Below are 17,298 nucleotides of genomic sequence, written 5' to 3' on the forward strand. Positions count from 1 at the left end.
ATCGCTCAATGTCCAGAAAAAGTTTTACAAAGATTAGGTGTTGAACAATTGTTAAAATATTAAACTTGATCTATATAACACTTATTTGTGTTGGAGAAGAAAGCAAGGTAAATAGTTTAAGAGATTTAGTAGCATTTCAACATGAGTTAATTATTTTTACAGCAAATGAAGAGATAGCGGCTGAAGTTAGGGATTGTGGATTTGATTGGACGTATAGTTGTAGCAAGGAGCAGGATTTTACTAGTATTTGTGAGTGTATTAAGAAGGTAATTTTACTAGGGGATGAGCTCCAAATCGTTAGCTTCTTCACAGAACACATTCGCTTTTCTTTTCAAGCACCTATTACTGTTGTTACGAGGAATAAACGATATCCAGCGAGGCTCTATGAAATAATGGGAGCTACATTTGTCGTGTTTACGAATTGTGATAATATTTCTTTTTTATTTTTTGAATAGGGCGGGGGAAAAGAAAATGAAAGTGTTGTTATTAGGAGATATAGCGAATCGTTGGGCGGTATCGGTAGAGCGAGTTCAAGAATTGGTGGTGCTCGATCCTATTTTTCCAAGGCCCTATATTATATTGCCATCGAAAGACGCTTTATATTTAAAAACAGATGTTATTGAATATGAGCAGCTACATGCAGAATTGTCACAAGTTTATATTCGCGGGAGAAATTTACGTACTTTTTTACGAGGGGAATAAATAGTGATTGAAAAAAGAGCGAATGCGAAGTGCAACAAGCTATGCACTTCATGTCATTCGCTCTTTTTATTTCGTATTTAAAAGATCATTTCTATGAAAAAAAAAGAAAAGACGAGAAAACAGATGAAATAATATTAATAATACTCAATGTAAGCGTTTAAATAGATGGATATTTTCTTATTTTCAGTAATTTGCCTCTTTACAAGTTAAATATAGAGGAGTATATTTACTCTCATAAATCATTCATAAAATTTCCAAAAAAACCTAAAATCGCTGAGTTCCAGAAATGGAGCGGGGGAACCAATTTTGTGCATCGTCACTTGGGGTGAATCTTTCAGTTTTGAAAGTAGGGCTACTCTTTAGGCCCGAATCCGACAGCTAACCTCGTAAGCGTTTAGAGAGGAGGTTTACTTTGTGTTGTTCATTTCGAACACTAAGTAGAGCTTAGTGTTCTTTTTTCGATTAATTAATGGTAAATTTTTACAAAAGAGAGGGATGGCTATGTTAGATATTGTAATGATCGGGATTTTTGTTGTATTAGTCGCATCGATGGCAAGTCTTGCAAGTTGGTCAGATAAAGTTGTGAAAGAAGGGAAGCAATCATGACGATTGCCTTATCGGTTATTGTTGGAGCAATTACGGTGTACTTAGTGTATGCATTATTAAATCCGGAAAAGTTTTAATTAGGGGGAGTCATTCATTATGATCTGGGTCGCAGTTGTTATTACAATGCTGTTGTTTATTCTTGTGGCAAAGCCAACGGGAATTTATTTAGAGAAAGCCTTTCAAGGGAGTAAAAAGCTAGATAAAATATTCGGGCCTTTTGAAAAACTTATTTTTAAAATTACGGGTGTAAAAGAATACAATCAAACGTGGAAACAGTACGCACTATCATTAGTTTTATTAAATGGATTTATGATTGTTGTCGTATATTTCATTTTCAGGCTACAAGGAGTATTGCCATTAAATCCAGCACACATTGAAGGAATGGAGCCTACGCTCGCTTTTAATACAGCGATTAGTTTTATGGCTGATACAAACTTACAGCATTATAGCGGTGAAAATGGTTTATCTTATTTATCACAATTAATCGGAATTACATTTTTAATGTTTGCAGCACCGGCAACGACGTTAGCACTTGTAATGGCGTTTATAAGAGGGCTTGCTGGAAAAGAACTCGGTAACTTTTTCGTTGATTTTACGAGAGCTTTAACGAGAGTATTTCTTCCTATTGCATTTATTGCGGCACTAATCTTTGTCGCACTTGGTGTACCACAAACGTTAGACGGTGCCGTTACGGCACAAACGATTGATGGGGCGAAGCAAAGTATATTACGCGGGCCTGTTGCATCATTCGTTTCCATTAAGGAACTTGGAAATAATGGCGGTGGATTTTTCGGAGCAAACTCTACACATCCTTTCGAAAATCCAGGACAAATGAGTAATATTTTGCAAATGATGCTTATGATGTTATTACCAACAGCACTTCCGTTTACGTACGGACGAATGGTAGGAAATAAAAAACAAGGCCGCATCCTTTTCGTTTCACTATTCATGGTGTTTTTACTAGGGTTTATAACGATTACGACATCTGAATTACATGGGAATCCAGCGTTAAATGGAATGGGTATCGAGCATGTACAAGGAAGTACAGAAGGAAAAGAGGTACGATTTGGAACAGTATTTTCTTCACTATACGCAACGGTAACGACAGCTGCTGAAACAGGAGCCGTTAATACGATGCATGATACGTTAACACCAATTGGCGGGTTAGTACCACTCGTAAATATGATGTTAAATACAGTATACGGCGGCGTTGGAGCTGGCTTTGTGAACATTATTATGTATGCGATTATCGCAGTCTTTATATCTGGATTGATGGTTGGACGGACACCAGAGTTTTTAGGGAAAAAAATTGAAGGTAAGGAAATGAAATTAATTGCGGTAACCATACTATTTCATCCACTGCTTATTTTAGGATTTTCAGCATTAGCTCTTTCAACAAGTTTAGGAACGGATGTTATTTCTCATTCCGGTTTCCACGGTTTGACGCAAGTGGTATATGAATATACATCGTCAGCTGCGAATAACGGATCTGGATTTGAAGGATTAGCGGATAATACACCGTTTTGGAATATTACAACTGGTTTAGTTATGTTTTTAGGCCGCTATTTCAGTTTAATTACGATGCTAGCTGTTGCAGCTTCATTGAAAGAGAAGACGGTTGTGCCAGAAACAGTCGGAACGTTCCGTACGGATAATAGTTTATTTGGCGGCATTTTCATCGGAACAATTGTAATTGTCGGTGCATTAACATTCTTCCCAATGTTAGTACTCGGCCCAATTGCAGAATTTCTTACATTGAAGTAATGGAGGGTAAATGATGAGACCGGTAGTAGTAAAAGAAAAAAGAGTAAATGAGTCACAAATACATGCTGTAGAAGATGAAGTTAGACAAGCGAAAACGATGGATCGTGATATCGTGAAACATGCGATGAAACAATCTTTTGCGAAATTGAATCCGAAAGTCATGATAAAGAATCCGATTATGTTTGTTGTAGAAATTGGATTTATCATTACGTTCATTTTATCTTTTCTTCCAAGTCATTCTAGTAGTGTACCAGGATGGTTTAATATAACAGTTTCTCTCATTCTCTTATTCACAGTTTTATTTGCTAACTTTGCAGAAGCGTTAGCGGAAGGACGTGGGAAAGCGCAAGCCGATTCTTTAAAACAATCGAAGAAAGATGTGTTTGCAAATGTTGTAAAAGAAAATGGGGACATTGTTCAAATTTCAGCAACTGATCTGAGAAAAGGTGACGTTGTTATTGTAAAACAAGGAGAAATGATTCCAAGTGATGGAGAAGTCATAAAAGGGTTAGCGTCTGTTGATGAATCTGCGATTACAGGGGAATCAGCTCCTGTTATAAAAGAAGCGGGCGGTGATTTTTGTTCCGTAACAGGTGGAACGATGGTCGTCAGTGATGAGATTACAATTGTCATTACGAGTAATCCTGGTGAATCATTTATTGATAAAATGATTTCGTTAGTAGAAGGAGCTGCTCGTCAAAAAACGCCGAATGAGATTGCTTTAAATACAGTATTAACGAGTTTAACGCTTATTTTCTTAATCGTTGTTGTGACGTTACCGATTTTTACGAACTATTTAGGATTTCAAATTGATACAGCTGTACTTGTTGCATTGTTAGTTTGTTTAATTCCAACGACAATCGGTGGATTATTATCAGCGATTGGTATTGCTGGGATGGACCGGGTGACAAAGTTTAACGTTTTAGCAATGTCAGGGAAAGCAGTAGAAGCTGCGGGTGATATTAATACAATTATTTTAGATAAAACAGGTACGATTACTTTCGGGAACCGGATGGCACATACACTGCTTCCTGTAGGGAATGAAACGATTGAGCAGGTAGGAAAATGGGCTGCGATTAGTTCAGTTTTAGATGAAACACCAGAAGGCCGATCTGTTATCGAATATGTAAAAACGAAATCTCTATCATATGATAGAGCACTTGCAGAGCAAGGTGAATTTGTTCCATTTAAAGCAGAAACGAGAATGAGTGGTGTCGATTTACAAGACGGAACGAAAGTGAGAAAAGGTGCTGTCGGTGCCGTTATTGAGTGGGTTAGGTCACAAGGTGGAACGATTCCGAAAGATGTAAATCAAAAAGCGGATTTCATTTCAAAAGAGGGCGGAACACCCCTTGTCGTTGCAGTGGATAGTCGTATTTACGGTTTAATTTATTTAAAGGATACAGTAAAACCAGGTATGCGTGAACGTTTTGAACAATTGCGCCAAATGGGGATTAAAACGGTTATGTGTACAGGAGATAACCCGCTAACAGCAGCAACGATTGCAAAAGAAGCAGGGGTAGACGAATTCGTTGCTGAGTGTAAACCAGAAGATAAAATTGCAGTTATTAAAGCAGAGCAAGATAAAGGGAAACTTGTAGCGATGACGGGTGATGGTACAAATGATGCTCCGGCATTAGCGCAGGCCGATGTTGGATTAGCGATGAATAGTGGGACGACAGCTGCGAAAGAAGCAGCAAATATGATTGATTTAGATTCGAACCCGACAAAAATTATTGAGGTTGTAGGAATCGGTAAGCAATTGTTAATGACGCGTGGTGCGTTAACGACGTTTAGTATTGCGAATGATATCGCGAAATATTTCGCCATCATTCCAGCGATGTTTACACTTGCGATTCCGCAAATGGAAGCATTGAACATTATGAGATTAACATCACCACTGTCAGCGATTTTATCAGCATTAATATTTAATGCAGTTATTATTCCATTACTCATTCCATTGGCGATGAAAGGTATCGCATATAAACCGATGAGTTCGAATGCACTACTTGGCCGAAACCTACTTATTTATGGGCTTGGCGGGGTTATTGTACCGTTCATTGGAATTAAAGTAATTGATATAATTGTCGGCTTGTTTATATAGGGAAGAGGGGAAAAAGATGGCGAAGAAACAAAGTATACTATCACCAATCATCCGTATTACGTTTACATTTTTAGTGTTGTGCGGCCTTATATACCCGCTTATTGTTACTGGTATTGCACAAGCAGTAATGAAGGATAATGCGGATGGAAGTCTAATATATAATGATAAAAATGAAGTGATTGGTTCTAAATTAATTGGTCAAAATTTCACAGATCCACGTTATTTTCAGGGACGTGTTTCTAGTATTGAATATAAAGCAGAAGCATCTGGGTCTAATAACTATGCACCGTCTAATCCAGATTTGGTGAAACGAGTAGAGAAAAGTATTGAAGAGTGGAAGAAACAAAACCGGGCTGTTCCAGTTACAGAAGTGCCGATTGATTTAGTGACGAATTCAGGTTCAGGGCTAGATCCTGACATTAGTCCGAAGGCGGCTTTCGTACAGGTAGAGCGCATTTCAAAATTAACGAGAATCCCGAAAGAAATGCTAGATCAGTTGATTAAAGATCAAACAGAAGGTGCAGCACTTGGTTTATTTGGAGAAGATCGCGTGAACGTTTTAAAGTTAAATTTGGAATTACAGAAACTACTGAAATAGTAACAACGCTACCTCAATCTAACGGATTGAGGTAGCGTTGTTTCGAAAGAAAGGTTGTGAGTGTTTTGTATGCGGATGACTATAAACCCACTTTTCAAAGGCGAACACCAGAAGAGTATTTAGAATATATTCGTCAGCAAAACCGTGGGAAGTTAAAGCTATATGTAGGAGCGGCTCCAGGAGTAGGGAAAAGTTATAAAATGCTCTTTGATGCTAGAGAGATGAAAAAGGATGGTACGGATATTGTAATTGGTTTAATTGAAACGCACGGAAGAAAAGAGACAGAAGAAGCAATTGCTGATTTAGAAAAAGTTCCTTTAAAAGAAATAGAGTATAAAGGGAAAGTATTTTATGAACTAGACGTGGAAGGAATTATAAAACGTGCACCGCAAATCGTTGTTGTGGATGAACTCGCGCATAGTAATATTCCTGGATCTAAAAATAAGAAACGTTATATGGATGTACAGGAATTGCTAGATGCCGGTATATCCGTTTTATCAGCTTTTAATATTCAACATTTAGAAAGCGTTCATGATATTGTAGCTCAAATTACAAATGTCAAAGTGCGAGAACGTATTCCAGATTTTATTTTACAAAAAGCAAATGAAATTCAGCTCGTTGATGCAACGCCGGAAGTATTAAGGAAGAGATTAATAGACGGGAAAATATATAAAGAAGAAAAAATAGAGCAAAGCTTACAAAATTTCTTCACGCTTAATAATTTAGGGGCACTAAGAGAATTATCTCTTCGGGAAGTTGCCGATGATATGGATGAGAAAATTAGCCAAACCGTTAGGGAACCGATTGGCGTGAAAGAAAAAATTCTCGTTTGTGTACAATACAGCTCAACGGCGGAGAAATTAATAAGACGAGGATGGCGCATGGCTGATCGGTTAAACGCTGAATTGTATGTATTAAATGTTGAAAGGGAAAAGATAGATTCCCTTTCAGCGGGGAAAAAGCAAACAATTGAAGAGTGGAAGTTGCTAACGAATCAATTTGATGCGAGTTTTGTTTTAGAAGAGGCAAAAGGAAGAAAGCCAGCGGATGTTATTATTGAAGTCGCGAAAAGACTACAAGTAACACAAATTTTACTAGGGCAATCGGCAAGAACACGTTGGGAAGAAATACGAAAAGGTTCAATTGTAAATGAGATTATGAGGCAAACAAGGTATATTGATATTCATATCGTTGCGGATCAAAGAGCTTAAAATAGAGACCATTTGTAGGTCTCTATTTTGTTTTTTGCACAACATGAAAACGTAGCATTTTCATCGCATATAAGATTATGAGTAGAAACATAATTGCACCTAGGAAGAAAATCCAAAAGTAACTTTGATTAAATAAAAGCAATCCACCTACAAGTGGCCCTGTACCCATACCGAGATAGCGAATAAAGTTGTACATACCGATAGCAGTTGCGCGTTCTTGTACGAATTCTTCCGTTAATAAAGTAGTGTGAGTTGGCATAGAAATCCCCATACTAAAACCGTACAAAGATGTAACGATAATGATGAATGGGATATTGATGTTATATGTGAAAGAGAATAAAGTGACACATATAATATTGAAGAAACTAGTAATGAATAAAGCTTGTTTTGTTGTGAGGCGCTTTTGCAAAAGCTTGAAGCAATAACTTCCTAACATAATAGAAAGGGACATCGGTACAAATATAAGACCAATTTTACTTGCAGTTAAGTGAAATGAATTTGTTAAAATGCTTGGTAAAAAAACGAGGAAACAAAAGTAAATACAAAATTGAATAAAGCCAATAAGAGTAATGGAAAATCCAGTTTTGTTTTTTAAGATAAACCAGTAATCTTTTTTTGAGTGCGGTTGCTTAATTACAGTTAGTTTTGTTTCTGGAAGTAGTGAAATGTTTATAATTAATAAGAGAATGGCAAGTATAGATAAAAAGAGAAATACGGATACGTGGCCATTTATACTACCGAGATAACCACCAATGAGAGGGCCAATCGCAGGTGCGAGAGCAAGTAACATTTGATAAAGGCTCATTGCTTCTCCTCGTTCTTTTCCTTCAAATAAATCGCCAATAATCGTTGCTGCAACTATAGGTATAGCAGCTATTCCTATAGCTTGAACAGCTCTAAAAAATAGAAATAAATAAACGTTCGGCGAAAAAGCACATCCGATTGAACCGATTGTACTAATGATTAAACTAGGAATAAGGACAGATTTTCTTCCTTTTGTATCAATTAAAGGCCCATATATGAGCTGCATAATCGCAAGAACAAATGTGAAAAGGGAGACTGTTAAATTTACAAGATAAAGAGAAGTGTGAAAAGAAGCTTGAATCACAGGCAAGATAGGTGTGTAAATATTTTGAGCGAAGGAACCGAGTAATGCACTCATACAGACAACATATAAAATGAAATGTAGTTTGGATTTTTTCATCATGTTAACCTCCTTGTCATTTAGTTTCCTAGGAAACTAAATTTATTTTAACATGATTTTCTCACTTGTAAATATGAAAAAATGATTTTAAAATGGTATATAGTTAAATTGTTTCTTTGGAAACCTAGGGGGCGAACAGATTGGAACATACAATGAAACAAGTGGAAATACTTTCGGACATTCGTACACTTTTGCATAAAAAAGAAGAACATTCGAAAGGGCAAAATGAGAAGTTTCTTCGTGAAACAGGTATAAGTGGTATGTCTTTATCTGAATTACATGTTATCGAGTGTATTGGAAAAAATACTCTGATGAATGTAACTGCTATTACAACAGAAATGGGAATGACGAAGGGCGCAATCTCTAAAATTTGTACAAAGTTGTTTCAAAAGCAATTCGTTGAGAAGATGCAAATGTTAGATAATCAAAAAGAAATTTTCTTCCGCTTAACGGAAAGCGGAAATGAAATATATAAAGCGCATGATAAATTGCATAAACAAGCTGAAGAAAAGTGGCTGTTATTGTTAGATAGATATACGAAAGAAGAGCAAGATTTTATTCAAAGGTTTATAAAGGATGTCTCTAAACATTTGGAAATATAATTGGAAGAAAAAACTCCTTCATTTCAAGCCTTTTGAATATAATTTCTAAAAAAACTCATATATAATAGAAACAGATACTTAACATAGTGAATAATTAAAGAGTCAATATATAAAGAGGAGAGAATAACATGCTTGAAAATACGGGATTAGTATTAGAAGGCGGCGGTATGCGTGGTGTATATACAGGCGGGATATTAGAATATTTTATGGAACAAGATTTATATTTTCCATATGTAATCGGTGTATCAGCTGGTGCTTGTCATGCAGCGTCGTATCTTTCCAGACAAAGAAATAGAAATAAAACAGTAAATATTGATTATGCATCACATCCACAATATTTATCGTATAAAAATTTATGGAGAAAACGCCAGTTATTTGATATGGAGTTTATTTTTCATGAAATTCCAGAAAAGCATGTGCCATTTGATTTTGAAACATACTTTAATAGTCCAGAGCGTTTCCTTGTAGGCACAACAGATTGTGAAACAGGACAGTCTGTTTATTTTGAAAAAGAGGGAACGAATGATGATGCACTAAATTTATTACAAGCATCTAGTTCATTACCTTTTATTGCACCTGTAGTAAATTACCGTGGTAAGCAGTTATTAGATGGAGGAATTTCTGATCCGATTCCAGTTCGTAAAGCGCAGGAAGATGGGTTTAAGAAATCAGTCGTTATTTTAACGAGAAATCATGGTTATGCTAAGAAAAAATCAAAGTTTGGATGGGTGGCAGCGAAAGCTTATAAAAAATATCCTAACCTTGTTAATACGATGTTGCATCGTTATGAAGTATATAATGAAACACTTCACTACATTGAAAAAGAAGAGCAAGCTGGGAACTTATTTGTTATTCGTCCAGAAGTACAACTTCAAGTAGATCGTATGGAAAAAGATACGGCAAAACTACAAAATTTATATGAGCAAGGCTATGAAGATGCAAAAAGACAGTTTGCAGATTTACAGTCGTTTTTACAAAAATAATGATTAGGCTGTGGAGAAGAGTTTCTCCGCAGCCTTTTTATATTGCACTTATACGTTACTTTTTAAAAATGTATTAATGTTTAAGTGTTTAAAGAGTTTGTAAAACATCGGGTTTCTTATTGAGGAGAATTTATTTGAAGGATATTATGATGATGTAGCGCTACTAAACTATTAAATTTATGAGGTGATTGTTAATGAAAAGAAAAGTTTTTTCAATTACGACTTTAGTAATATTAGCAACATCAATCTCAACAAGTGCATTCTATCCAACTCTAAGCGGTCACAAAAGCGGTAACCTACTATCTTACAGAGCTCAAACTACTACGAATCAACATGCATCTCGTTGTTCAGTAGCAATTTCTTTTATTAAATCAAATGGAAATAATTCATATATTGAAAGCGCTTCGGACAAATTAGGATCCCATGAATCTGGAAGATCATTAAACGCAACTGTGAGTAATGGTGCATATAACGCCTTTGGTGCAAAAGGACTATACTCTGAGCATTATGCTAATGAGAATAATGACTATCAAGAAGATACACACAAAGGTACTTTTGATAGTAATGGTAACTTACGATTACAGTGGTAAAAAGCATTAAACAGTTGTCTTTATAAATATTTGGATAAGGAGAAGGGGATGTTTATCATCTCCTTCTTATCTAAAAGGAGCAGAGACATGTATTTAGCTTTTAAAAATATAAAAAACAACAAACTGTTTTCAGTCATTCTTCTTATGGCATTTTTTATTTCTTTTCTTTCTATATCAGTAGCCGCGCTTTTAACAGAATCTAAACTGAACTTTATATCTGCTTTTCAAATTGGTTTTCCAGAGAAGAATCAAATTTTAACTGTTCCGATAGCGAATGCAACTGAATTGGAAGAGATAATCCCTTTCATACAAGATACTTTTGTTAAAAGTGATATTTACGTAGAGCATTTAAAAGCATTAAATAGTTCAGGGGCAACAAAGATCATAGCTGTGAACCTAAAAGATGATTATTATTGGAAGCCATATATTTCTGAAGGACAATATTTTTATCGTGAAAATGTAAACGATATGGTGGTTGGCGATCAAACGAATGTAGAGGAGTTATATGAATTTGATGATACATATAAAAAAATAGGAACTATATCTAGAAAAGACAGTGACGTCGGTGTAGCGGGCATATATGTTCCACTTCAAAACTTACCTACTATATCTAAAAAGGGTATTATCGCGAGTAAACAATTACAATTAACAGTTGTTAATCCTACAGCATCTATTCATAACGAAATAAAAAAGTTTATGGATAGGAGTAAAGAACTGCTTTCGGGAGATGTTCAAATACTGAATGAACGAGATCTTCAGGAACTACATGTGACACATATAGATCCAGCAAATAAGTATTATTATAAATTCATTCTTGTTGCAATTGTTTCTGGCATTTCTGCGGTTTTATTTTGGATTTATAAAAAAGAAAGGGAGATTTCATTAAAAAAAGCAGTAGGTGCTTCTAATATATCTATTTACTGCGAACTATATATTCAAATTTTGTTTATTTCTCTAGCAGCGATGTTCTTAGTTTTTATTACGTTAGAAATATTTTCGGGAACAATTCATACTTATTTTCAGACATACTTAGTAAAACCGTTAACACTATATGTATTGATATGTAATGTTGTTTTTATAATTTTTCTTACAATTTTTGTTACTGTAATTCCAATCAAGCACATTATAAATATATATCCCGGAAAACATTTAAGAACGTAGGAGGTCTTCATGTTTTTTATATTTGATTCTATACGGTCTGTGAAAAAACGGTTTTTACCAAGTTTGATTATAGTAATCTCTTTAATTGTTGCATTTTCTTCAGCTATAGAATTTATTAGTAATCTGTCGGGATATCAAAAAATGATGACAGTAGCAAATAATTTATCGACTCATAAAAATTTCTATGAACTTTATGCGACGCAAGATATAACATTATTTAGCGAAGAAAAAGCGAAAGATGATTATCAACAATTCATTCAAGGGTTATCTAATATGATACCAATAACAAATACAACAAATTATTTGTTCCGTAACTATTCACTTAGTTTAAAAAAAGAAAATGGAACGATAAAGACTCTTATTGTTGATAAAGATATTAATAAATACTTTCATATACGAATTTCACAAGGAAGATATTTTGAAGAATTGGAATTTCATAAATCAGTATTTGATAGTAGACCTGTTATATTAGGGGCTAATTATAAAGGAAAGGTATCTATTGGTGATATCATACCATCTGGAAAAATGAAGTTAAAAGTAATTGGCTTTTTAGAAAAAAATTCAGCATTTACATATCCCCGGAGCGGTGAAATATTGGATAATCGTATTACATTATTAGATGACATGGCGATTTTACCAATTGGAACAGAAGAAATAGAGTTCTATAGTGTAGAACTTTTATACAATGGGTTAATTATAGAAACAAATGAGAAGATAAATATAAATGAATTTCAAAAGAAAGTATTAAAGGTAACAGAAGGTAAGGGGTATTCGTATTATGTTACAAATCCGGATAAATTGTTAGAAAATGAAAAGCAGGGCATTGATAATATGTCATATCCCTTATTATTAAGCGGTACAGTCTTATCTTTTTCATTTCTATCTATTTTATTAACATCAATGGCTACGCTTTATATGGAACGTAAAAATATTTCTATTAAATCAGCATTAGGAGCAAGTACTTTTCAACTATGTCTTCCGTTTGTTATTGAGTATATGTTGTTATTCATTTTATCTATATGTATAGGAATTATGTATTTCCAATGGGAGAATAGCGGAGTAATTGAAATTCAGAAAGGGCTAGAAAATAGTGTAGTATCTTTCTTTGGAACGTTAAAAGTCTCTATAGAATCATTGATTGTTATAGGTGCTCTATCAATTGTAATGATCCTCGTTATATATGCAATCATTTATTTCAATGTACTAAAAATAAAAAATACATATATGAAAGAGGTGTTATAGATGATTCAGCTCGCAAATGTAGCTAAGGGATACGGAAAGAGTAATTTTAGTGCTTTAAAAGATATTAACCTTACAATAGAAAAAGGCGAAATGATAGCCATTATGGGACCATCTGGCTCAGGGAAATCAACCTTGCTTAACATTATTGGCTTAATTGATAGCCCCTCTACTGGAAAGTATTTTTTAGATGGCATGGATACGAGTACATTAAAGGCAAACTATCATAAGTATAGAAATGAGGAAGTTGGATTTGTGTTTCAGAACTTTTCGCTATTAGATGATTATACAATTATTGAAAATGTAATGCTCCCGCTTATATATAGAAAAATTTCTCATAAGAAACGTATACAAATATCAACAGAAATGCTGGAAATGGTAGGGATTGAGAGGCATATTAACAAATATCCTTACGAGTTATCAGGTGGAGAACAGCAAAGAACAGCGATAGCAAGGGCTTTAGCACAAGACACAAAAATTATACTTGCTGATGAACCGACTGGTGCTCTCGATCAAGAAAACGGAGAAAAAATTATGAGTATTTTAAAAGAAATTAATAACCAAGGAAAAACGGTACTAGTTGTTACACATGATCAAAAGGTAGCTGCATACTGCCAGCGGACAATACATTTGCTTGATGGGTATATGGTATAATATGGATAAAAGTGTGTGAAGAGGTGATACATATGGAAAATGTATATAAAGGGCTTAGACATACTGGATTTACTATGATGTTTATTTTGGGTGGCGTATTTTTACTGCGCTGGTTCATTCATGATGAAATACTATTAGATCAGCTTATTGGTTTTAGTGTAGGGATGACAATGGTTATTTCATCAGTTTTCATTCAAAAGTATAGTAAAGAAATACAGGTAAATGAAAACTATTAATAATTTTTAACTTCTTTTATCTTTAGGAATAGTGGAGGCTTTCTTATGATTTTCTTATTTGCAGTATATTTTGTGATCATTATGACATTAGTAATTACGTTTCTTCTTTCAAAAAAATCATATAAGAAGCCTGTTATTAAATATATACCAACGTTAATATTGTTTATTTTGGCTGTCATTTCTTCTGTTATGTTTGTATTGAATAATGGAATGGGAGAGCTGATAATAGCGGTATTTTTAGGGATTGCAGCGATAGTGAATGGTCTTTTACTTCTTGTATTGAAAGTAGTTCGTTTGATTGTTGCAAAGGGAAAGTAGCGCATCGAATTTCGATGCGCTACTTTTTATGTATAAAAAAATCCCTCTTTATGAGGGATTTTAATGTGGTAAGAAAACTAATTGATAAGCGAACAAGATTCCGAATAAATACACAAGCGGGTGAACAGCACGGAATTGTCCTTTTGCCATTTTCATAAGTGGGTATGAAATAAATCCAAGTGCGATACCCGTTGAGATACTTGATGTAAGTGGCATGCTTAAGATTACTAAGAATGCTGGGAATGCTTCATCAAATGCGTCCCAATCGATGTGGCGAACTGAACCCATCATAAGACTACCAACGATAATTAATGATGGTGCGGTAATAGCTGATACACCAGAAACGGCACTTACTAATGGTCCGAAGAATGCTGCTAGTGCGAATAGAACAGCTACTGTAACAGTTGTTAAACCAGTACGACCACCAGCTGCAACACCAGCAGATGATTCGATGTAAGCTGTTGATGGTGTTGTTCCGAACATAGAACCAATTGTTGCTGAGAATGAGTCAGATAGAAGAGCTCGTCCAGCTTTTGGAAGCTTCCCATCTTTCATAAATCCACCTTGCTGAGCTACGCCAAGTAATGTACCTGTTGTATCGAATAATGTAACAAGGAAGAATGAAAATACAACGCCGTATAATCCGTAGTTAATTACATCAGATACAGCAGTAATTGGATTTGAAACGATGATTCCTTCTGGTAATCCAGGCATTGATGTAACGCCGTTTGAGAATGTTAATTGTCCTGTGAAGTAAGCAATAATACTAGTTAATAGCATTCCGATAAATAGTGCGCCATTTACATTTAAAGACATAAGAACAATTGTAATTCCAAGTCCAGCTAATGCTAGTAGTACTGGAGCAGAGTGAAGATCACCAAGTCCAACTAAGTTTGCATCATTTTTTGTAACGATACCTGTTAAACGTAAACCGATAAAGGCAATAAAAAGACCGATACCAGCAGTCAGTGCGTGTTTTAAGTTTTCAGGAATTACTTCCATTAATTTTGTACGGAAAGATGTAAATGATAACAAAATTAAAATCATACCTGCTACGAATACAGCAGAGAATGCAATTGCGAAAGTCATGCCTTCATGAGCTTTTACAACAGAGTAAGAGAAGTAAGCATTTAATCCCATACCTGGTGCAATTGCGATTGGTAAGTTTGTAAAGATCGCCATAAATAATGTTCCGACAACAGCAGCAATAATTGTTGCTGTAAATGCTTGTTCAAATGGAACTCCCGCATCCCCAAGGATGACAGGGTTTACGACAATGATATATGCCATTGTTAAGAAGGTAATAATACCTGCCATAATTTCAGTTTTAATAGAAGTTTTATGTTTTGAAAGGTTAAACATATAAACATCCTTTCTGTTTACGAATAATTTTCACAACAGTTATATATAATATTCGTTTTTTAACTATTTTGCAATAGTTTTGCATAAAAAGTTTATAACAATTCATATTTTGTGTCTTAAATTCGAATATTAATCGTAAACCGATGTGTGAATTTCAGTTTTTATTGTGCGCATTATAAGGAAAAGGAGTTGAAAGAAGCTATGCCACAGCAAAAAAACTTTGTAACAATGCCAGCGCAACATCAAAATAAACAACCTGGTATTGAATCGTTAATGAATCCTCTACCGCAGTTTGAAGATCCAAATTATAAAGGAAGTGAAAAGTTAAAAGGAAAAAATATATTAATTACAGGAGGAGACAGTGGAATTGGACGAGCTGTTTCCATCGCTTTTGCAAAAGAGGGGGCAAATATCGCGATTGCGTATTTAGATGAGGAAGAAGATGCCAATGAGACGAAGCAACGTGTAGAACAAGAAGGTGTAAAGTGTGTGCTGTTACCAGGTGATCTCAGTAATGAACAACATTGTAAAGGTATTGTAGAAGAGACCGTTCGGCAGCTAGGCAGTTTACATGTTTTAGTAAATAATGTTGCGCAGCAAGGATTAGAGTATATTACAGCAGAACAGCTAGAAAAGACGTTTCGTATTAATATTTTTTCTTATTTTCACGTTACGAAAGCAGCACTTTCTCATTTAAAGCAAGGGGATGTCATTATAAATACGGCATCTATCGTTGCATATGAAGGAAATGAAACGTTAATTGATTATTCTGCAACGAAAGGAGCAATCGTAGCTTTTACAAGATCACTTTCTCAATCATTAGTGCAAAAAGGGATTCGTGTAAATGGTGTTGCGCCTGGACCAATTTGGACACCACTTATCCCATCGAGTTTTGATGAGAAGAAAGTTTCTCAGTTCGGGAGCAATGTTCCGATGCAAAGACCTGGTCAACCATATGAATTAGCGCCAGCATACGTATACTTAGCGTCTGGGGATTCATCCTATGTTACCGGGCAAATGATACATGTAAATGGAGGCGTTATTGTAAATGGATAGTTTTCATTGATAAGAGCAAAGTAAAGTTAATTCCACTTATTATAGTGAGCGCTAGGGGAGGGATATAGATGAAAAAATTATGTTTCGTCATACTATTATTTTTCATCCTACCGGTTAGTGCTTTTGCTGATACAGATCATCTAATATTAGTGAATCTTGCGACAAACCAATTATCTTTTTTTGAAAATGGAAATTATACAAAGACATTCCCCGTAACAACTGGAAGAGACCGTACACCTACGCCTGAAGGTAATTTTTGTATTATAACTAAATTTAAAAATAAAGAATACCATCGGAAAAAAATAGCTGGAGGTGCACCGAATAATCCTCTCGGTACGCGTTGGTTAGGTCTGGATAAAAAGGAGTATGCAATTCATGGAACAAATCGGGAATGGACGATTGGAAGCCGGGAATCGAATGGCTGTATTCGCATGCATGACAGGGATATACAGTGGTTATATGACCGAGTCCAATTACAAACAAAAGTAATCATTTCTCGTTTTCATACGAGTCCTGAATATGAAGCGAATAAGCTTGGTTACCGCGTTGTAAGCTGGAATGGTCGTAAAGTAGAAAAAGACCAAATTGGCATACTTACGTTAGTAGACCGCGCCGATATATATTGGCAAGAACCAAATGGGCAGTTGACAAAAGTGAAAACGGTATTGCCAAATGAAAGATATACAGTGTATTCAAAACGAAAAGATGGAATATATTATATAGGAAACAATTTGTATATTATGGATGAAACAGGAGAAAAAATTCGTTATGAGCAAATTCCTCCTTCGACTTTAAGTAATATATATAAACGGAAATATAATATTCCGTAATGGCTACCGTATTATAGGACGGTAGCTTATTTCTACTTCGAGTTTAACTGCAACTATTGTATTTTGCTGAATATAATA

General features: G+C 35.0%; 20 protein-coding genes and 1 riboswitch. Of the genes, 18 read left to right on the forward strand and 2 right to left on the reverse strand.

Annotated features, from left to right (window positions below; translation table 11 throughout):
* Nucleotides 1–68: 68 nt before the first annotated feature.
* The 8 genes from PDL00_RS31595 (at nucleotide 69) to kdpDN (ending at nucleotide 6,985) form a co-directional block, all read left to right on the forward strand.
* The gene (locus PDL00_RS31595; RefSeq protein ID WP_270733552.1) at nucleotides 69–455 is read left to right on the forward strand and encodes a hypothetical protein; all 387 of its coding nucleotides are present in this window, start codon (nucleotides 69–71) and stop codon (nucleotides 453–455) included.
* Between the two features lie 16 nt (nucleotides 456–471).
* Nucleotides 472–702, forward strand: a complete 231-nt coding sequence (locus PDL00_RS31600; RefSeq protein WP_000866316.1) for a hypothetical protein — start codon at nucleotides 472–474, stop codon at nucleotides 700–702.
* A gap of 261 nt (nucleotides 703–963) precedes the next feature.
* A riboswitch (cyclic di-AMP (ydaO/yuaA leader) is annotated at nucleotides 964–1,109 on the forward strand.
* 94 nt (nucleotides 1,110–1,203) lie between these two features.
* The gene (locus tag PDL00_RS31605) at nucleotides 1,204–1,308 is read left to right on the forward strand and encodes a SipW-dependent-type signal peptide-containing protein (protein ID WP_270733499.1); all 105 of its coding nucleotides are present in this window, start codon (nucleotides 1,204–1,206) and stop codon (nucleotides 1,306–1,308) included.
* Nucleotides 1,305–1,385 (forward strand): K(+)-transporting ATPase subunit F, encoded by an 81-nt coding sequence (kdpF, locus tag PDL00_RS31610; protein WP_000150657.1) that lies wholly within the window; start codon nucleotides 1,305–1,307, stop codon nucleotides 1,383–1,385. The genes PDL00_RS31605 and kdpF overlap by 4 nt, the downstream gene beginning before the upstream one ends.
* A gap of 19 nt (nucleotides 1,386–1,404) precedes the next feature.
* The gene (gene kdpA, locus PDL00_RS31615) at nucleotides 1,405–3,072 is read left to right on the forward strand and encodes a potassium-transporting ATPase subunit KdpA (RefSeq protein ID WP_270733500.1); all 1,668 of its coding nucleotides are present in this window, start codon (nucleotides 1,405–1,407) and stop codon (nucleotides 3,070–3,072) included.
* A 13-nt stretch (nucleotides 3,073–3,085) separates the two neighbouring features.
* Nucleotides 3,086–5,176 (forward strand): potassium-transporting ATPase subunit KdpB, encoded by a 2,091-nt coding sequence (gene kdpB / locus PDL00_RS31620; RefSeq protein WP_270733502.1) that lies wholly within the window; start codon nucleotides 3,086–3,088, stop codon nucleotides 5,174–5,176.
* Nucleotides 5,177–5,192: 16 nt separating this feature from the next.
* The gene (gene kdpC, locus PDL00_RS31625) at nucleotides 5,193–5,774 is read left to right on the forward strand and encodes a K(+)-transporting ATPase subunit C (RefSeq protein ID WP_242254482.1); all 582 of its coding nucleotides are present in this window, start codon (nucleotides 5,193–5,195) and stop codon (nucleotides 5,772–5,774) included.
* Between the two features lie 56 nt (nucleotides 5,775–5,830).
* On the forward strand, nucleotides 5,831–6,985 hold the full coding sequence (kdpDN, locus tag PDL00_RS31630) for a KdpD-like non-kinase potassium sensor (RefSeq protein WP_242254484.1): 1,155 nt from the start codon (nucleotides 5,831–5,833) through the stop codon (nucleotides 6,983–6,985).
* A 22-nt stretch (nucleotides 6,986–7,007) separates the two neighbouring features.
* On the opposite strand, the gene PDL00_RS31635 is transcribed toward kdpDN, so the two are convergent.
* On the reverse strand, nucleotides 7,008–8,189 hold the full coding sequence (locus tag PDL00_RS31635; protein WP_270733506.1) for an MFS transporter: 1,182 nt from the start codon (nucleotides 8,187–8,189) through the stop codon (nucleotides 7,008–7,010).
* Nucleotides 8,190–8,329: 140 nt separating this feature from the next.
* On the opposite strand from PDL00_RS31635, the gene PDL00_RS31640 reads away from it, so the two are divergent.
* The 8 genes from PDL00_RS31640 to PDL00_RS31675 all read left to right on the forward strand — a co-directional run bounded on the left by PDL00_RS31640 (nucleotide 8,330) and on the right by PDL00_RS31675 (nucleotide 13,972).
* The gene (locus PDL00_RS31640; protein ID WP_270733508.1) at nucleotides 8,330–8,791 is read left to right on the forward strand and encodes a MarR family transcriptional regulator; all 462 of its coding nucleotides are present in this window, start codon (nucleotides 8,330–8,332) and stop codon (nucleotides 8,789–8,791) included.
* A 128-nt stretch (nucleotides 8,792–8,919) separates the two neighbouring features.
* A complete protein-coding gene (locus PDL00_RS31645) occupies nucleotides 8,920–9,774 on the forward strand; it encodes a patatin-like phospholipase family protein (protein ID WP_270733510.1) in 855 nt (284 codons plus the stop codon).
* A 194-nt stretch (nucleotides 9,775–9,968) separates the two neighbouring features.
* Nucleotides 9,969–10,364 (forward strand): hypothetical protein, encoded by a 396-nt coding sequence (locus PDL00_RS31650; protein ID WP_270733512.1) that lies wholly within the window; start codon nucleotides 9,969–9,971, stop codon nucleotides 10,362–10,364.
* Between the two features lie 87 nt (nucleotides 10,365–10,451).
* Nucleotides 10,452–11,525 (forward strand): ABC transporter permease, encoded by a 1,074-nt coding sequence (locus PDL00_RS31655; protein WP_270733514.1) that lies wholly within the window; start codon nucleotides 10,452–10,454, stop codon nucleotides 11,523–11,525.
* 9 nt (nucleotides 11,526–11,534) lie between these two features.
* On the forward strand, nucleotides 11,535–12,767 hold the full coding sequence (locus tag PDL00_RS31660) for an ABC transporter permease (RefSeq protein ID WP_242254493.1): 1,233 nt from the start codon (nucleotides 11,535–11,537) through the stop codon (nucleotides 12,765–12,767).
* Entirely contained in the window at nucleotides 12,768–13,418 is a 651-nt protein-coding gene (locus tag PDL00_RS31665) for an ABC transporter ATP-binding protein (protein ID WP_270733516.1), read from the forward strand. It abuts the gene before it with no gap.
* 32 nt (nucleotides 13,419–13,450) lie between these two features.
* Nucleotides 13,451–13,654 (forward strand): hypothetical protein, encoded by a 204-nt coding sequence (locus PDL00_RS31670; protein ID WP_242242525.1) that lies wholly within the window; start codon nucleotides 13,451–13,453, stop codon nucleotides 13,652–13,654.
* Nucleotides 13,655–13,699: 45 nt separating this feature from the next.
* Nucleotides 13,700–13,972 (forward strand): sugar ABC transporter ATPase, encoded by a 273-nt coding sequence (locus PDL00_RS31675; protein ID WP_270733518.1) that lies wholly within the window; start codon nucleotides 13,700–13,702, stop codon nucleotides 13,970–13,972.
* Between the two features lie 60 nt (nucleotides 13,973–14,032).
* On the opposite strand, the gene PDL00_RS31680 is transcribed toward PDL00_RS31675, so the two are convergent.
* Entirely contained in the window at nucleotides 14,033–15,334 is a 1,302-nt protein-coding gene (locus PDL00_RS31680) for an NCS2 family permease (RefSeq protein WP_270733519.1), read from the reverse strand.
* Nucleotides 15,335–15,535: 201 nt separating this feature from the next.
* Here PDL00_RS31680 and PDL00_RS31685 point away from each other — a divergent pair, with 201 nt between their 5' ends.
* Nucleotides 15,536–16,390, forward strand: a complete 855-nt coding sequence (locus tag PDL00_RS31685; protein ID WP_270733520.1) for an SDR family oxidoreductase — start codon at nucleotides 15,536–15,538, stop codon at nucleotides 16,388–16,390.
* 68 nt (nucleotides 16,391–16,458) lie between these two features.
* Nucleotides 16,459–17,220 (forward strand): L,D-transpeptidase, encoded by a 762-nt coding sequence (locus PDL00_RS31690; protein ID WP_270733522.1) that lies wholly within the window; start codon nucleotides 16,459–16,461, stop codon nucleotides 17,218–17,220.
* Nucleotides 17,221–17,298: the final 78 nt, after the last annotated feature.

Origin of the sequence: Bacillus cereus group sp. TH152-1LC, from assembly GCF_027710505.1 — a bacterium.
GTDB classification, from domain to species: domain Bacteria; phylum Bacillota; class Bacilli; order Bacillales; family Bacillaceae_G; genus Bacillus_A; species Bacillus_A mobilis.

Coding starts and splice junctions, on each gene's coding strand:
- PDL00_RS31600 (WP_000866316.1), top strand. CDS start 472: ATGAAAGTGTTGTTATTAGGAGATATAGCGAATCGTTGGGCGGTATCG.
- PDL00_RS31605 (WP_270733499.1), top strand. CDS start 1,204: ATGTTAGATATTGTAATGATCGGGATTTTTGTTGTATTAGTCGCATCG.
- kdpF (WP_000150657.1), top strand. CDS start 1,305: ATGACGATTGCCTTATCGGTTATTGTTGGAGCAATTACGGTGTACTTA.
- kdpA (WP_270733500.1), top strand. CDS start 1,405: ATGATCTGGGTCGCAGTTGTTATTACAATGCTGTTGTTTATTCTTGTG.
- kdpB (WP_270733502.1), top strand. CDS start 3,086: ATGAGACCGGTAGTAGTAAAAGAAAAAAGAGTAAATGAGTCACAAATA.
- kdpC (WP_242254482.1), top strand. CDS start 5,193: ATGGCGAAGAAACAAAGTATACTATCACCAATCATCCGTATTACGTTT.
- PDL00_RS31635 (WP_270733506.1), bottom strand. CDS start 8,189: ATGAAAAAATCCAAACTACATTTCATTTTATATGTTGTCTGTATGAGT.
- PDL00_RS31645 (WP_270733510.1), top strand. CDS start 8,920: ATGCTTGAAAATACGGGATTAGTATTAGAAGGCGGCGGTATGCGTGGT.
- PDL00_RS31650 (WP_270733512.1), top strand. CDS start 9,969: ATGAAAAGAAAAGTTTTTTCAATTACGACTTTAGTAATATTAGCAACA.
- PDL00_RS31655 (WP_270733514.1), top strand. CDS start 10,452: ATGTATTTAGCTTTTAAAAATATAAAAAACAACAAACTGTTTTCAGTC.
- PDL00_RS31660 (WP_242254493.1), top strand. CDS start 11,535: ATGTTTTTTATATTTGATTCTATACGGTCTGTGAAAAAACGGTTTTTA.
- PDL00_RS31665 (WP_270733516.1), top strand. CDS start 12,768: ATGATTCAGCTCGCAAATGTAGCTAAGGGATACGGAAAGAGTAATTTT.
- PDL00_RS31670 (WP_242242525.1), top strand. CDS start 13,451: ATGGAAAATGTATATAAAGGGCTTAGACATACTGGATTTACTATGATG.
- PDL00_RS31675 (WP_270733518.1), top strand. CDS start 13,700: ATGATTTTCTTATTTGCAGTATATTTTGTGATCATTATGACATTAGTA.
- PDL00_RS31680 (WP_270733519.1), bottom strand. CDS start 15,334: ATGTTTAACCTTTCAAAACATAAAACTTCTATTAAAACTGAAATTATG.
- PDL00_RS31685 (WP_270733520.1), top strand. CDS start 15,536: ATGCCACAGCAAAAAAACTTTGTAACAATGCCAGCGCAACATCAAAAT.
- PDL00_RS31690 (WP_270733522.1), top strand. CDS start 16,459: ATGAAAAAATTATGTTTCGTCATACTATTATTTTTCATCCTACCGGTT.